Here is a 13920-nt window from a genome sequence, read left to right on the forward strand (position 1 = left end):
CCACCGCAGTTCCTTGCCGTGGTACTCATCCGCCACACCGTCCGCCGCGAAGTCCGCCATCGCGGCCTTCACCTGCGCGTCACGCGCCGCGATCACTTCCTCCAGCTGCGCGATCACCACCTGGATGTTGCCCTGCGCATCCGCGGACGCACCCGTGTCATACGAACGACGATCACTCTGACCAGCCATCAGAAACCCAACCCCCGTCTGTCAGCGGCCGCCGAAGCGCGCCGCGTCGAAGTTCGCCGCCGACATCTGCTGCCGCGCGTTGTCACCCTGCTCCTGATCACCCGAGCTGAACGCCGCCTCCATCCCCGACTGACCACCGAGGAGAGCCGACAGCGAACCGTTCAACGCCGCCGTGATCTCATCCGACCGCCCCTTAAACGAATCAAACGCCGCACGCCCCGCACCGTTGAACTTCCCCTCCAACGGCTGCGCGGCCTGCACCAGCTGACGAATCAACGTCCCCAGATCAGTACTCGACCCACGCGACTTCGACGACAGCGTCGAAAGAACCTGCGCCCCCATGTCGAACTTCATGCCGGTGTTCCCCCGTTCCATGCATGCGCTCACGCCACATTGAGCTGACGATCGTACCAATGTGTTGGGTGGTGCGGAGGAGTCGTCCTCTCTCCCGCCATCGGATCGAAAACACGTAGAGGTGCATGGCGCCGGCGGACATGATGACGGGATGGACAATCGTGCGCTTCCCGCAGAGGCCCTGCTCGTTGTGGACGTTCAGAAGGCCGCCGTCCGCGGTGACAGGGCAGTACCCGAGACGGCCCGGCTCCTGGACCGGACGGCGGACCTGATCGCACGGGCGCGAAGGAGCGGGGCGCTCGTTGTCCACATTCAGAACGACGGGGCGGCCGGAGCCGGCGACGAGCCGCACACGCCGGGTTGGGAGCTCCACCATCCTGTCGAGGCCGGCCCCACTGAGGTCGTGATCCGCAAGACCGAGGACAACGGGTTCGACGGGACTTCGCTGGGTGGTCTCTTGACCGAATCGCAGGTGCAGGCGCTCGTCATCTGCGGTGTGATGTCGGAGATGTGTGTCCAGGCGACGGCCCGCGCAGCCCTGGCGCTGGGGTATCGGGTCGTCATGCCGCACGACGCCCACGCGACGCAGGACATTCCGGCGGCCCCCGGAATCAGCGACCGCATCCCGGCCGCCACGGTCTCGCGGGTCGCCGAATGGGCTCTCGGTGACGAGCTCGAGGTCACCGCTCACGCCGCGGACGTCATGTTCAAAGCCCTGCCCTCGAGGTCCTGCTGAAACGCCCGGCAGCAGGGCGGCAGGCAATCGCCTGGACACCTCCGTAGATCCAAATTTCAGACGGTAGCAGCAACGATTCGATGGGCAATCGGACTTGACCGAAGCACCGCCCTACGCGTGGCCGAGCGCGTGGCGGTGACACCACCGGCGGGGCAGAGCGTGGAGAGTGGGGGCAGCGGTACGGACGACGAAGGAGGACCGATGGTAGGTGTCGTGGCGAACCAGCGGAACGGGGCGGTGGGACAGGCCCTGGAGGGTCCGGGGGCACGGGACCGACTCCTGTGGGCCGGACGCCAGTTGTTCGCCGCGTACGGGTACGCGCACACGAGCGTCGAGGCTCTGTGCGAGCAGGCGAAGGTGCCCGTCCACATCTTCCAACAGGAGTTCGTCTCGCGGGAGGTGCTCCTGATGGCGATCTACGACGAGGTGGCGACCTACGGGCTGCGCGCCGCCGAGAACGCCCTGATGGCCGAGGGCATGGAGGACTGTCCGACGGCGGAACGGGTCCGGCTGCTCTTCGACGCCTATGTGAAGGCGGTAACCGAGGACCCGTGCGCGGCCCGGGTGGCGTTCGTCGAGGTGCTGGGAGTGAGCCGGGAGGTGGACAAGCACCTCGCGACATGGCGGGCGATGTGGATCGACTTCCTGACCTCCGAGGCCGAGCGCGCCGTGCGACGGGGCGAGGCGGTGGCGAGCGACCACACCGTGACCGTCACTGTGCTGAACCACTCGGTGGACGAACTCATGGCCCATCACGGCCGCCGCCCCAGGCAGGTCGACGCCGAGTGGCTGACCGATGAGCTGACCCGTCTCTCGCTGGCCATGATCCTGCCGTCCTGACACACCCCGTTGCCGGGACGGCAAATAATGGGGAGATGGATGAACAAGACGGAGAGCGTGCAGAGCGTACGGACGGCGAGATCTCGACCGTCCTGACAGGCGTCGGGCCGCGGTTGCGCGCCCTGCGCCAGGAACGCGGCACGACCCTGGCGCGGCTCAGCGAGACGACCGGGATCTCCCTCAGCACCCTCTCGCGTCTGGAATCGGGTGGCCGCAAACCCACGCTCGAACTGTTGCTGCCACTGGCCAAGGCGTACGGGGTGCAGTTGGACGAACTCGTCGGCGCACCCGCCACCGGTGATCCGCGTATCCATTTCCGCCCCTTCACCCGGGACGGCATGACCTTCGTGCCGCTCACCCGGCACCTCGGCGGGCTGCACGCATACAAGCAGATCCTGCCCGGCGGCCGCGGGGCGACGGGGCCTCTGGAGCAGCGGGTGCACGAGGGGTACGAGTGGGTGTACGTACTCGCGGGGCGGTTGCGACTGGTGCTGGGCGAGCACGATCTGGTGCTCACGGCCGGCGAGGTCGCCGAGTTCGACACACGTACGCCGCATGCGTGGGCCAGTGCCGGGCCTGATCCGGTCGAATTCCTCAGCCTGTTCGGGCAGCAGGGGGAGCGGATGCATGTGAGGGCCCGGCCCACGGGGTCGGAGCGGTGAGGTGCCGGGAACCCGGTGACAGGCGGGTTCTCAGAGGCGGGGGCCGGGCGGGAAGCCCGTCCGGCGCAGCTCGTCGGGCAGGTGCCGCACGTCGTTGCAGACCAGGACCGACACCGGGCGCGGCTATGAGTGCCGACTGCGGATGCCGGCTACGGGCGGGCTGCGTACGGGCCGCCCAGGCCCCACGCCTGGTGCATCGCGTCGGCGAACGAGGCCGCCAGCTTGTGTTCGCCGGTGGGGCCGGGATGCGTCCCGTCGTACGTGTCCTTGTGAATGTCGTACCCCGGCGGGCGGGAGGCCAGCAGGATCGGGGACATCGGGTTGTCGAGGTCGGCGACGGCCTTCGCCAGGAGCTCGTTGAAACGGTCGCACTCGGCGGCGAACGGGGCGTCCGATTCAGCCCGTATGTTCGGTATCACGGGCAGGATCACCATCTTGACGTGCGGGTTCGCGGTGCGGGCCGCCGTGATGAACGCCCTTGCGTTCAGGGCGGTCTGACCGCTGTCCGTATAGAAACCGAGGTCTATCAGGCCGAGCGAGACGAGCAGGATGTCCGTGCGGTGCTCGGTGACCGTGTCGGCGATCACCGGGGCCATGTGGAGCCAGCCCTCACCCCAGCCGGCCAGATGGGTGCGGGCTTCGGCGGGAAAGTCCGGTGCGCCGTACTCGTGCGAGACAGGGGTGTTCGTCCCGGTGTCGTACAGCTCGCTGCGCGGGCCGACGATCGCGAACGGGGCACCGAAAGTGGAAGCGAGGTGCTGCCACATCCGGTAGCGCCAGGTGAAGTCGCCGGCGCGGCCGATCGACATGGAATCGCCGACAAACGTGAAACGCATGGCGTCATCATCGCGGATCATCCATCCGGCCTGCGACGTGACGATGGACACTTGTGTCATGCGTTCGTACCTGACTGTGTCCGGAGCCGCCGCGCTCCTCCTCCTCGCCGGGGCGGCTCCCGCCGTCGCGGCCGGAGACGGAGCCGATCGGAGCTTCACGATCGAAGACCCCCGGATCACCGAGTCCAGCGGCCTCGCCGCCAGCCGCGCCCACCCCGGCATCTACTGGACGCACAACGACAGCGACGACGGCCCGTACATCTACGCCGTCGACTCCCGCACCGGGAAGACCGTCGCGACGATCACCCTGCGAGGGGTGGGGCAGCCGCGCGATGTGGAGGCCATCTCCCTCGGACCCGACGGCAATCTGTACATCGGTGACATCGGCGACAACCTGAACGGCAGCTGGGACCATGTCTGGATCTACCGCTTGCCGGAGCCGAAGGAGCTGAAGGACGCGACGGTCCGCGCCACACAGTTCGATGTGAAGTACGCCGATGGTCCGCGCAACGCCGAGGCGCTGATGGTCCACCCCACGACCGGGCGGGTCTACATCGCGTCGAAGAACGAGGACGGCGGCGGACTGTACGAGGGCCCGGCCGAGCTCACCACCGGCGCCACCAATGTCTTCCGACGTGTGGGTGAGGTGCCGTGGGTGACGGACGGGGCGTTCTCGCCGGACGGCAAGGAGCTGGTGCTGCGCTCGTACTTCAGCGCCCGTGGCTACGCCTTCAAGGACGGCAGGCTCGGCGCCGACCACGCGGTCCAGGCACCGCTGCAGCGGCAGGCCGAGTCGGTGACGTACACGGCGGACGGCTCGGCGCTGATGTTCGGCACGGAGGGGGAGCGGAGCGATGTGGTGCGGGTGGACATCGCCGGCGGCAGCGGCGGTGGTGGCAGCAAGTCGCCGTCGAAGGACGGCGGTGGTGCGTCGTCCTTTGCCGGTGACGGGAGCGGCGAGATGAAGGGCAGCACTCTGGTCGGGGTATTGGTGCTCGCCGCCGTGGGCGCACTCGTCTTCACGAAGCGGCGTCGCAACCGCGGCTGACCGTCGGCCGGCCTCCACCGGTGCACGGCCCCGGCTCCGCTCACTCCTTGGCGCGCCGCTCGACGAGCACTTCGAAGCCGTCGATCAGTCGTTGCAGGCCGAACGCGGGACGGCGCGCGTAGGGTCGGGCACCTATGACGAACCATGGGCCCGAGGCCTTTTCCACCGAGCGGCTCGACGCACTGCCGCTGCGCGCCGCGCACGCCGAGGAGATGGCGACGGTCCTCGCCGACCCGGCCCTGCACACCTACACGGGCGGCGCCCCGGAGGATCTGGACACTCTCCGGGCCCGCTACACCCGCTGGGAATCCGGCTCCCCCGACCCCGCCGAACACTGGTGGAACTGGGTACTCCAGGTCCGCGCCGACGGCCGCCTGGCGGGCTGGACCCAGGCCACTGTGGCGGGCCCGCAGGCCGAGATCGCCTGGGTCATCGGCACCGAGCGGCAGGGGCTGGGCTACGCCAAGGAGGCGGCGAAGGGCCTGGTGACGCACCTGCTGGACGGGGGCACGATCCGTACGGTCGTCGCGCACATCCACCCCGACCACACCGCATCCGCCGCGGTGGCCGCGGCGGCGGGACTCGTGCCCACCGACGAGTGGGAGGACGGGGAGCGGCGGTGGCGCCGCACGGATGTCACTTCCGGTGCTGCCCGGCCTTGAGCAGGTCCGCGACATCGAGGGTGACCTCGGCGCCGATGGAGGCGGGGAGCGTGACCTGCTGGCCGGGGGCGTACACCTGGTGGCTGTCGTACCCGTCGGCGAGGGGCTCGGTCAGGACGTGGACCCGGCCGTGCTTGCGGTTGACGATCACATAGACCGGGATCTTGGCCTCGGCGTACGCGGTGACTTTGGCACGCAGATCGTTGTTGTAGTTGCTCGACGTGACTTCCAGGACTAGGCGGAAGACCGCAGGGTCGTAGCAGTTGTTCTCCAGCACATGCTCGTCGAAGTCGGCGTCGACGAGGGAGAGGTCGGGGATCGTGTAGTCCTCGGGCCCGTCAGGCAGCCACAGGCCGATCCCCTGGAGGACCTCCGTCTCCCCGTCATCGAGCCCTGCCGCGATGAACGGCCGCATGACCTTGGTCAGTGCACGGGCATGGGGGCCGTCCAGGGGTGGGGCCGCGGTGATAACGCCTCCGATGATCTCGACGCGGTAACCCGGATGCTGCTCCATCAGCCTGTTGGCCACGTCGAGCTGCGAATCCGGCTCACCGTCACAGGGGTGCTCGACTGATGCTGCAGACATTGCGGGCCTCCTGGTGGGTGGTGTCGAGAGCATCGTCGTAGAACGGTGCGCCTTGCGTGTCCTGTATGTCGTCGTCCACTCGGTCGAGTGAACGAGGCGTGCCAGACCCTATGCGGAGGAGGCGCTCTGCGGGTGTGCGCCCGTCGCCCCGTCGATCAGTTCGCGGACGATGTCCATGTGTCCGGCATGCCGTACGACGTCCTCCAGCATGTGGATGAGCACCCAGCGCATCGACACCTTCCGCCCGTCCCACGCCGTACCGGTCGCGTCGAGTGGGATCTCCTCTATCGCCCGGTCCGCGGCGGTGCGGGCGCGGGCGTAGAACGCCAGGATATCGGCGGTCGTCTCGTCCGGGGCGACCGTCATGTCCTCCGTGTACGCGTCGAACCAGAGTTTCTCCGTCTCGCGGCCGAACGTCGTGCAGAACCAGCCGTACTCGACCGTCGCCAGATGCTTGACCAGGCCCAGCAGATTCGTGCCCGTCGGGGTCATCGGGCGGCGCAGCTGCTCGTCGTCGAGGCCGTCGAGTTTCCACAGCACCGTGTCGCGGTGCCGGTCGAGCGCGATGTGCAGGGAATCCTTCTCGCCGCCGGTGTACGGCACGGTCTTCGTCATGCGAGGAACGTAACAACGAGCACTGACAGGCCCGTTGTCAGTGGTGGTTGCGAGGATGGCTGGACCATCGAAGAAGGGGGCGCCATGGGCACCTGGGACATCGGCCATTTCGACAACGACACCGCAGCGGACTTCTCGGGGGACCTGGACGGCGCCCCGCAGGGCAAACGTGCGGAGCTGATCCGGGATGCTCTGGCGGATGTCGTCCGGACCGAGGACTACCTCGACTCCGACGAGGCCGTCGTGGCCGTGGCGGCAGCCGCTCTGGTGGCCGCGCAGTGCCCGGGTGGGGAGCCCGTGACGACCGCGTACGGTCCGGACAAGCCGCTTCCGGAGCTGCCCGTGGAGCTGCGGGGCCTCGCGGTTCAGGCCCTGGACCGAGTGGTGGCCGAGCCGTCCGAGCTGCTGGAGCTGTGGACCGAGGGCGGAGACGGGGAGCAGTGGAAGGAAGGGATCGGCCGGCTCCGGGCGGTCCTCGCGCAGGCGGCGGGGTGAGGAACGGCGAGGGGCCCCTGGTACGGATCCGGATCCGTACCAGGGGCCCCTCGGAGATGTACAGCTGCTCGTTACAGCTTCTCGATCACGTAGTCGATGCAGGCCGTCAGCGCCTGGATGTCCGACGGGTCGATCGCCGGGAACATCGCCACGCGCAGCTGGTTGCGGCCCAGCTTGCGGTACGGCTCGGTGTCGACGATTCCGTTGGCGCGCAGCACCTTGGCGACGGCCGAGGCGTCGATCTCGTCGGCGAAGTCGATCGTGCCGATGACCTGCGAGCGCTTCGCCGGGTCGGTGACGAACGGGGTCGCGTACTTGGACTCCTCCGCCCAGCCGTACAGGTTCCGCGCCGAGGTGGCCGTGCGGCGGACCGAGAAGTCCAGGCCGCCCTGGGTGTTCAGCCAGTTCAGCTGCTCGTTCAGGAGGAACAGCGTGGCGAGCGCCGGGGTGTTGTACGTCTGGTTCTTGAGGGAGTTGTCGATCGCCGTCGGCAGCGAGAAGAACTCGGGGATGTGCCGGCCCGACGCGTGGATGCGCGCGGCGCGCTCCAGGGCCGCCGGGGAGAACACGCCGATCCAGAGGCCGCCGTCGGAGGCGAACGACTTCTGCGGGGCGAAGTAGTAGACGTCCGACTCGGTGATGTCGACCGGCAGGCCGCCCGCACCGGAGGTGGCGTCCACCAGGACCAGGGAGCCCTCGTCGGCGCCCGCGACGCGCTTGACCGGTGCGGCGACACCGGTCGAGGTCTCGTTGTGTGTGAACGCGTAGACGTCGACGCCCGCCTCGGCCCGCGGGTCCGGGTGGGTACCGGGGTCGGAGACGATCACGGTCGGGTCGGCCAGCCACGGGGCGAGCTTGGCGGCCTTCGCGAACTTCGACGAGAACTCGCCGAAGTTGAGGTGCTGGGACTTCGTCTCGATGAGTCCGTGCGTCGCGATGTCCCAGAAGGCGGTGGAGCCGCCGTTGCCCAGGATCACCTCGTAGCCCTCGGGGAGGGAGAAGAGGTCGCGCACGCCCTGACGCACCGCGCCGACCAGGTTCTTGACCGGGGCCTGGCGGTGGGACGTACCGAGAAGAGACGTACCGGTGGCGGCCAGCGCGTCGAGCGCCTCCGTCCGCACCTTGGAAGGACCGGCGCCGAAGCGTCCGTCGGCGGGCTTGATGTCAGCGGGAATCTGGATATCGGCCACGAACCGGAGCGTAGTACCTCACTGACACGGCCCTCGACCGTGTCCGTCGGATGAGACGCCTGCTCCGGTCCGTGGACCGCGTGCGTTGTGGTCCGTGGACCGTGTGCGGGAGGCCGGGTCAGCCCAGTTCGACCGGCAGGTCGTACAGGTCGTTCTGGGTGACGATCGGCTTGTTCCGCAGCTCGGTCGCCGGGACGGCGAGCTCCAGTTCCGGGAACCGCTCGTACAGCGCGGGCAGCGCCACCCCCGCCTCCAGCCGGGACAGTGCCGCACCCGGGCAGACGTGCGGGCCGTGCCCGAACGCGATGTGGCGGTTGGGGGAGCGGGTGATGTCGAAGTCACCGGCCGTCGGCCCGTGCTGCGCCTCGTCGCGGCCCAGCGCACCGAAGGAGATGATCAGCGCCTCGCCCTTCGGCAGGACCTTGTCGCCCACCTCGACGTCCTCCGTGGCGAACCGGATCAGGACATGGGACGTGGGGGTGTTCCAGCGCAGGGTCTCCTCGATCACGTTCTCCCACGGCACCTGCCCGCTCAGCACCTGCTTGCGCTGCTCGGGGTGCGTCTGGAGCGCGACGACCGCGTTCACGATCAGGCTGATCGTGGTCTCGTGACCGGCCGCGATGATCAGCTGGAGGGTGTTGACGATCTCCTCGTCGGTGAGGCGGTCACCGTCCTCGGAGGCCGCGATCAACGCGCTGGTGAGGTCGTCGCCCGGGTTCTCCCGCTTGGAGTCGACGATCTGTGTGAAGAGCGCGCCGAGGTCCGCCATCATCTGCGGGACCTCCTCCGGCGGCGTCTGCGTGGAGAAGAACTTCTCGAAGAGCTCCTTCAGTCGCGGGTGGTCCGCGCTGTCCACGCCCATCAGCTCGCTGATCACGTTCATCGGCAGCGGGTACGCGAACTCCGCCTTCAGGTCGACCTTCTCGCCCCGGGGCAGTGCGGCCAGCCGGTCCAGGCTCGCCGTGGTCAGCGCCTCGATGCCGGCCCGCAGCCGCTCCACCCGCTTCACGGTCAGCGCCTGCGCGACCAGCGTGCGCAGCCGGCGGTGGTCGGCGCCGTCGACCGTGAGCATGGAGCGGCCCGGGTTGGCGAGGCCGATCAGCGGCCAGTCCATCGGTATCTCGCCGCGCTGCCAGGCGCCCCAGACGTTGATGTCCTTCACGATCCGGCTGTCGGTGAGCAGCTGGCGCGCCTCGGCGTGGTGGGTGACCGCGTAGCAGTGCACTCCGCCCGGCAGTTCCACCTCGGCGAGCGGGCCCGCCGCCCGCAGCCGGGCACTCTCGCCGTCGAGGTCGGCGACGAAGGGGTCGAGGGCGATCCGGGTCATCTCTGGCCTCCGATGGCGAGTCCGACGGCAGGGGTGGGTGTGAAGGTCACCGGCAGGTCCGTCAGGCCCCGCAACCACGGGGACGGGCGCCGGGTGAGCTGTTCGGCGGGGACGGCGAGGTCGATGTCCGGGAGCCGGTCCAGCAGCACCTCGATGCCGGTACGGGCGATGACCTCGGCGGTCTCCTGGGCCGGGAACGGGCAGCGGTGCTCGCCGTGGCCGAAGGAGAGGAACGCGTTGTTGCCGCCGGTCAGCGCGGAACCGTCGGTGCGCACCTGTGGGTCCGAGTTGGCGGCGGCGATGCCCAGCAGCAGCAGGTCGCCCGCCTGGATGTGGCGCCCGCCGAGATGGGTGTCGCGCGATGCCCAGCGGCCCGCGACGTTCTGCGTCGGGGTGTCCTCCCAGAGCACCTCGTTCATGGCCTCGGCGACGCTGTGCCTGCCGCCCGAGAGGGAGGCGGCGAACCGGTCGTCGGTGAGCATCAGCCGCAGCGAGTTGCCGATCCAGTCGGCGGTCGGCTGGTGGCCCGCGGCCATCATGACCATCAGGTCCTGCGCGACCTCCTCGTCGGTGAAGTGGCCGCGGTCGGCGATCATCCGCGAGGCGACGTCGTCGCCGGGCTCGGCGTGCTTGTCGGCCAGCAGCTGGAACATGGACGAGGCGAGGTGCTGCTGACCGGCCAGCGCCCGCTCCCGGCCGTCGATCATGTCGTTGAGCGAGCCGACCAGCGCGTGGCCGATGGTGTCGCTGAAGCCGTACATCTTCGCCAGTACGAGGGCGGGGAGCAGCATCGTGTACTCGGCGATGATCTCGGTCCGGCCCGTGGAGCAGAACCGGTCGATGAGACCGTCGGCGAACTCCTCCGCGTACCGCTTCAGCGCGAACGTGTCGACGGCCTCCAGCGCATTGCTGATCATTCCGGCGCGCTCGGTGTGCCGCGGGCCGACCGTGTAGAGGATCGACGGCTGCTTGCGGCCGATCATCGGCAGCAGCGGCCAGTCGTCGGGGATGCGGTCCCACTGGTTCCACAGGTCGGAGTCGCGGCTGAACAGCACCGGGTCGCTGGTCAGCTGGTGCAGTTCGCGGTAGCCGAGCACGAGCCAGGCGGGGATGTCGCCGTCGAGGACGACGGGCGCCACGGCCCCGTGGTCACGGCGCATCTCCCGGTACAGCCGGGTCGGTTCGGTCTGGAACCGGGGGCCGGAGAGAGGGGCGCGGCCCTGGGACACGGGGCAGCCGGGGGCCGGCGCCGGGGGCTGGGTCACGAGGTGGGCTCCGGGGTCTTCTCCGGTGTGATCTCCGGACGGGCGGCGGATGTGGCGGAGGCATTGCCCTGCGACAGGGCATGCAGGTGCTCGACCAGCGTGATCAGTACGTACTTGCTGGAGGAACGGTCCCGGGCGTCGCACTCCACCAGGGGTACGTCGTCCGAGAGGTCGAGCGCCTCCCGTATCTGCTGTTCGGTGTGGAGCGGGCCGCCGAAGTCGTTGCACGCCACGATGAACGGCGTGCCGTGGTGCTCCAGGCGGTCGATCGCGTACCAGGAGTCGGCGAGCCTGCGGGTGTCGACGAGGACGACGGCACCGAGCGTGCCGGAGAACAGCCGGTCCCACAGGAACCAGAACCGTTCCTGACCGGGGGCGCCGAACAGGTACAGCACCGAGCGTTCGTCGAGCGAGATCCGGCCGAAGTCGAAGGCGACGGTCGTGGATGTCTTCGACTGCACACCGTCGAGATGGTCGACGGCCTCGCCCGCGCGGGTCATGGTCTCTTCCGTGTTCAGCGGACGGATCTCGCTGACGGAGCGGACCATGGTGGTCTTGCCGACACCGAAGCCGCCGACGACGACGATCTTCAGTCCGTTGTCGGCCGTCGCCTGCAGGGCGGCACGGTCAGAGGTTGCGGAGTCCAACGAGCACCTGTTCCAGGATGTCGGGGTCGGGGAGCCGGTCCGCGACACGGGCGGTACGGGGGTGACGGGCGCTGATCCGGCCGGTGTCCAGCAGATCGGACAGCATGATCCGGACGATGCTGACAGGCAGGCCGAGGCTCGCCGCGATCTCCACGACCGCGGTGGGCCGCGTGCACATCCGCAGGATCGTGACGTGCTCCGACTGCATGCCGGGGGCCGGCTCGCACTCGGAGACGACCAGCGTCACCAGGTCGAAGGCGTCCGAACCGGACCGGCTGCGGCCACCGGTGAGGGTGTACAGCCGGTCCGGGGCGTCGTCCCGGCCGGGGCGGCGGCGGGTCATACGTTCGCTGTCGCGTCGACGACCGCGGCCGCCTCGGAGGCCGAGGGGGAACGCGGCGGGGCGCTCAGGTGCTCGCCGAGCTGCTCGACGAGTTCGCTCATGTTGTGGCCGATGAAGCCGACGTCGGCGTCCTCCGAGGCGACGACCGCGAGATGGGCACCCGCACCCGCCTCGACGATGAACAGCACACCGCCGTAGAACTCGGCCATCGCGGACCGTACGCCGCCGGTGCCGTCACCGAACTCGACGGACGCGCCGTGCGACAGGCTCTGGATACCGGCCGAGATCGCGGCCAGTTGATCGGCCTGGTCGACGGAGAGCTCGGGGGTACGGCACAGCTTGAGTCCGTCCCTGGACAGGACAAGGGCATGGCGGGTGCCGGGGGTGCGCTCCAGGAGCCCCTCCAGCAGCCAGTTGAGCTTCTCGTCGGTGGTCGCGGTCATCGGGTGTTGCCTTCTTCCGGGTGCGGGGAGTTGGCCCGAACAGCCTGGCGGAAGCTGCTGAAGCGGGCTGCTTGTTCCTTGGGGTCGGCGGTACGGGGCCGGGGAGTTTCGGTGGCACCGTTGGTGTTGGTACGGGCCTCGGCGGCGGCGAGGGTGCGGCCGCGGGGGCGTTTGGGGAGTCCGCTCTCGCCGAACCGGGGGAGGTTGCCGGTGGTCTCGGACGCGGGGGAGTCCGAGAAGGCGGGGACGGCTTCCGCTGCCGTAGTGGCAGCTGTTTCGTGCGTGGGCTCCGGCTCGGGCCTCGACTCGGACGCCGGCTGGGGCGCCGATGCACGGACCGGAACCGGGGTCCGGGTGAGGAGCTCCTGCGGAAGCATCATCAGGGCGCCCGTGCCGCCGCGTGCGGACGGCCGGAACGACACGTTCAGACCGTGCTTACGGGCCAGCCGGCCGACGACGGCGAGGCCGAGCCGGGTGCCGGAAAGACCCGTCAGGTCCTGGTTGGTGGCCGACACCGCGCGCTCGGCGCGGCGCAGCTGCACATCGCTCATGACCAGGCCGCTGTCCTCGACGGTCAGGACGATGCCGGCCGGCACCTCCTCGACGTACACATGGACCTCCGCCGTGGGCGGCGAGAAGTTGGCGGCGTTGTCGAGGAGTTCGGCGAGCGCGTGCATGACGCCCTCGGCGGCGTGGCCGGCGACCGCGACATCGCTGGTCGAGTGGAGGCGTACCCGCTGGTAGCCGCTGATCCGGCCCATCGCGCCGCGCAGGATCGACTCCATCACGATCGGCTTCGCCCAGCGCCGTCCGGAGCGGGCGCCGGTCAGCACGGCGATGGAGTCGGCGAGCCGGCCCGCCTGGGCGGTGCGGTGGTCCAGATGGAGCAGATCGCCGAGGACGTCCTCGGCGGCGTGCCGGTGCTCCATGTCGCGCAGGTCGGCGAGCATGCTGGTGGCCAGGGCCTGCATCCGGCCCGCGGCGTTGGCACAGGCGGCGACCGCGGCGGAACGCTCGGTGTCGCTGCGGGCCGCGCGGGCACCGAGCCGCTCGACATCGGCGGTGAGCCGTTCGGCATCGGCGGCGGCCTGCGAGGCGATCCGTGCGGTCTCGGCCTCGGCGGCGGCCTTGATCCGGGCGGTCTCGGCGGTGAACCGCTGGCCCTCGGCCGCGGAGGCGGAGACGAGCCGGCTGATCTCGCCGGTGAACCGCTGGGTCTCCGCCGCGAGACGGGCGCGCAACCGGTTCGCGGTGGCGCGGGCATGGACGGCGGCGGCCACGGCGGCGGACAGCAGCACGGCGGCGGCGCCCGCCCCCCAGGCCAGCGTGGTCCGTACCGAGTCGGGGGCGGCGACGACCGCCCACAGGCACAGGGATCCGGTGACGGCCAGTGAGATCAGCAGGGCCAGTGCGGTCGGCCGGGATGAGGGGCTCAAGTGCAGTCCTTGGGGCGGACGGGGTAAACGGGACGGGCAGGGCGGGAAGGGCCAACAGGCCCGATCGGGACAGTTCGGTACTACAGGGACGAAAACGACAACTGGAGCTGATAATTCCAAGGCAAGTCTTGGTCACTATATGAGAATTGACGCTCTATTTGGGAAGTACTTGTGGCGTTCTCTGTCACGTATGTGACTACGCGTCCGACGTATTCCGACGTATTGACGTATTCGGGGGAATCGCGC

17 protein-coding genes and 1 pseudogene are annotated in these 13920 nt (G+C 69.4%); 6 read left to right on the forward strand and 12 right to left on the reverse strand.

Annotated elements, in window-relative coordinates; all coding sequences use genetic code 11:
- Both IEZ15_RS05555 and IEZ15_RS05560 read right to left on the reverse strand, forming a co-directional pair.
- Positions 1-189: pseudogene (locus IEZ15_RS05555) on the reverse strand (hypothetical protein); the annotation flags it as partial.
- 21 nt (positions 190-210) lie between these two features.
- Positions 211-543 carry a hypothetical protein gene (locus IEZ15_RS05560; RefSeq protein ID WP_114246774.1) on the reverse strand — a complete coding sequence of 111 codons (333 nt, stop codon included), beginning with the start codon at positions 541-543 and terminating at the stop codon, positions 211-213.
- A gap of 151 nt (positions 544-694) precedes the next feature.
- Here IEZ15_RS05560 and IEZ15_RS05565 point away from each other — a divergent pair, with 151 nt between their 5' ends.
- The 3 genes from IEZ15_RS05565 (at position 695) to IEZ15_RS05575 (ending at position 2781) form a co-directional block, all read left to right on the forward strand.
- A complete protein-coding gene (locus IEZ15_RS05565; protein ID WP_114245912.1) occupies positions 695-1279 on the forward strand; it encodes a cysteine hydrolase family protein in 585 nt (194 codons plus the stop codon).
- A gap of 201 nt (positions 1280-1480) precedes the next feature.
- Positions 1481-2119: a TetR/AcrR family transcriptional regulator gene (locus IEZ15_RS05570; RefSeq protein ID WP_114245913.1), complete on the forward strand. Its 639-nt coding sequence runs from the start codon at positions 1481-1483 to the stop codon at positions 2117-2119.
- A gap of 35 nt (positions 2120-2154) precedes the next feature.
- Positions 2155-2781 (forward strand): helix-turn-helix domain-containing protein, encoded by a 627-nt coding sequence (locus IEZ15_RS05575; protein WP_114245914.1) that lies wholly within the window; start codon positions 2155-2157, stop codon positions 2779-2781.
- Between the two features lie 149 nt (positions 2782-2930).
- On the opposite strand, the gene IEZ15_RS05580 is transcribed toward IEZ15_RS05575, so the two are convergent.
- Positions 2931-3617, reverse strand: coding sequence for a GDSL-type esterase/lipase family protein (locus tag IEZ15_RS05580; protein ID WP_373302504.1), 687 nt, complete (start codon positions 3615-3617; stop codon positions 2931-2933).
- A 58-nt stretch (positions 3618-3675) separates the two neighbouring features.
- Here IEZ15_RS05580 and IEZ15_RS05585 point away from each other — a divergent pair, with 58 nt between their 5' ends.
- Positions 3676-4665, forward strand: a complete 990-nt coding sequence (locus IEZ15_RS05585) for an SdiA-regulated/phytase-like domain-containing protein (RefSeq protein WP_189274728.1) — start codon at positions 3676-3678, stop codon at positions 4663-4665.
- Positions 4666-4799: 134 nt separating this feature from the next.
- Positions 4800-5327 (forward strand): GNAT family N-acetyltransferase, encoded by a 528-nt coding sequence (locus IEZ15_RS05590; protein ID WP_189274729.1) that lies wholly within the window; start codon positions 4800-4802, stop codon positions 5325-5327.
- Here the strand turns inward: IEZ15_RS05590 and IEZ15_RS05595 are convergent.
- Together IEZ15_RS05595 and IEZ15_RS05600 are read right to left on the reverse strand one after the other, a co-directional pair.
- Positions 5302-5913: a Uma2 family endonuclease gene (locus IEZ15_RS05595; protein WP_189274731.1), complete on the reverse strand. Its 612-nt coding sequence runs from the start codon at positions 5911-5913 to the stop codon at positions 5302-5304. The genes IEZ15_RS05590 and IEZ15_RS05595 overlap by 26 nt on opposite strands.
- Before the next feature lie 108 nt (positions 5914-6021).
- On the reverse strand, positions 6022-6528 hold the full coding sequence (locus tag IEZ15_RS05600; protein WP_189274733.1) for a DinB family protein: 507 nt from the start codon (positions 6526-6528) through the stop codon (positions 6022-6024).
- Between the two features lie 84 nt (positions 6529-6612).
- Here IEZ15_RS05600 and IEZ15_RS05605 point away from each other — a divergent pair, with 84 nt between their 5' ends.
- The gene (locus IEZ15_RS05605) at positions 6613-7023 is read left to right on the forward strand and encodes a DUF4259 domain-containing protein (protein WP_189274735.1); all 411 of its coding nucleotides are present in this window, start codon (positions 6613-6615) and stop codon (positions 7021-7023) included.
- 71 nt (positions 7024-7094) lie between these two features.
- Here the strand turns inward: IEZ15_RS05605 and serC are convergent, their stop codons facing one another.
- From serC to IEZ15_RS05640, 7 genes are all read right to left on the reverse strand, one after another.
- Positions 7095-8213: a phosphoserine transaminase gene (serC, locus tag IEZ15_RS05610; protein WP_189274737.1), complete on the reverse strand. Its 1119-nt coding sequence runs from the start codon at positions 8211-8213 to the stop codon at positions 7095-7097.
- 118 nt (positions 8214-8331) lie between these two features.
- Complete coding sequence (locus IEZ15_RS05615) at positions 8332-9540, reverse strand: cytochrome P450 family protein (RefSeq protein ID WP_189274739.1); 1209 nt, start codon at positions 9538-9540, stop codon at positions 8332-8334.
- Positions 9537-10805, reverse strand: a complete 1269-nt coding sequence (locus tag IEZ15_RS05620) for a cytochrome P450 (protein ID WP_229845754.1) — start codon at positions 10803-10805, stop codon at positions 9537-9539. The genes IEZ15_RS05615 and IEZ15_RS05620 overlap by 4 nt, the downstream gene beginning before the upstream one ends.
- Positions 10802-11452: a GTP-binding protein gene (locus IEZ15_RS05625; RefSeq protein WP_229845755.1), complete on the reverse strand. Its 651-nt coding sequence runs from the start codon at positions 11450-11452 to the stop codon at positions 10802-10804. The genes IEZ15_RS05620 and IEZ15_RS05625 overlap by 4 nt, the downstream gene beginning before the upstream one ends.
- Positions 11433-11795, reverse strand: a complete 363-nt coding sequence (locus tag IEZ15_RS05630) for a DUF742 domain-containing protein (protein ID WP_114245921.1) — start codon at positions 11793-11795, stop codon at positions 11433-11435. The genes IEZ15_RS05625 and IEZ15_RS05630 overlap by 20 nt, the downstream gene beginning before the upstream one ends.
- Positions 11792-12238, reverse strand: a complete 447-nt coding sequence (locus tag IEZ15_RS05635) for a roadblock/LC7 domain-containing protein (RefSeq protein ID WP_114245922.1) — start codon at positions 12236-12238, stop codon at positions 11792-11794. Before IEZ15_RS05635 ends, IEZ15_RS05630 begins: the two co-directional genes overlap by 4 nt.
- On the reverse strand, positions 12235-13674 hold the full coding sequence (locus IEZ15_RS05640; RefSeq protein WP_189274741.1) for a sensor histidine kinase: 1440 nt from the start codon (positions 13672-13674) through the stop codon (positions 12235-12237). The genes IEZ15_RS05635 and IEZ15_RS05640 overlap by 4 nt, the downstream gene beginning before the upstream one ends.
- Positions 13675-13920: the final 246 nt, after the last annotated feature.

Source organism: Streptomyces atratus (assembly GCF_014648655.1).
In the GTDB taxonomy this organism is placed as follows: Bacteria; Actinomycetota; Actinomycetes; order Streptomycetales; family Streptomycetaceae; genus Streptomyces; species Streptomyces atratus.

Bases quoted from the DNA above. Each gene is read 5' to 3' on its own strand.
- IEZ15_RS05575 (WP_114245914.1), top strand. From the start codon at position 2,155: ATGGATGAACAAGACGGAGAGCGTGCAGAGCGTACGGACGGCGAGATC.
- IEZ15_RS05615 (WP_189274739.1), bottom strand. From the start codon at position 9,540: ATGACCCGGATCGCCCTCGACCCCTTCGTCGCCGACCTCGACGGCGAG.
- IEZ15_RS05635 (WP_114245922.1), bottom strand. From the start codon at position 12,238: ATGACCGCGACCACCGACGAGAAGCTCAACTGGCTGCTGGAGGGGCTC.
- IEZ15_RS05600 (WP_189274733.1), bottom strand. From the start codon at position 6,528: ATGACGAAGACCGTGCCGTACACCGGCGGCGAGAAGGATTCCCTGCAC.
- IEZ15_RS05605 (WP_189274735.1), top strand. From the start codon at position 6,613: ATGGGCACCTGGGACATCGGCCATTTCGACAACGACACCGCAGCGGAC.
- IEZ15_RS05570 (WP_114245913.1), top strand. From the start codon at position 1,481: ATGGTAGGTGTCGTGGCGAACCAGCGGAACGGGGCGGTGGGACAGGCC.
- IEZ15_RS05560 (WP_114246774.1), bottom strand. From the start codon at position 543: ATGAAGTTCGACATGGGGGCGCAGGTTCTTTCGACGCTGTCGTCGAAG.
- IEZ15_RS05630 (WP_114245921.1), bottom strand. From the start codon at position 11,795: ATGACCCGCCGCCGCCCCGGCCGGGACGACGCCCCGGACCGGCTGTAC.
- IEZ15_RS05580 (WP_373302504.1), bottom strand. From the start codon at position 3,617: ATGCGTTTCACGTTTGTCGGCGATTCCATGTCGATCGGCCGCGCCGGC.
- IEZ15_RS05595 (WP_189274731.1), bottom strand. From the start codon at position 5,913: ATGTCTGCAGCATCAGTCGAGCACCCCTGTGACGGTGAGCCGGATTCG.
- IEZ15_RS05565 (WP_114245912.1), top strand. From the start codon at position 695: ATGGACAATCGTGCGCTTCCCGCAGAGGCCCTGCTCGTTGTGGACGTT.
- IEZ15_RS05590 (WP_189274729.1), top strand. From the start codon at position 4,800: ATGACGAACCATGGGCCCGAGGCCTTTTCCACCGAGCGGCTCGACGCA.
- IEZ15_RS05585 (WP_189274728.1), top strand. From the start codon at position 3,676: ATGCGTTCGTACCTGACTGTGTCCGGAGCCGCCGCGCTCCTCCTCCTC.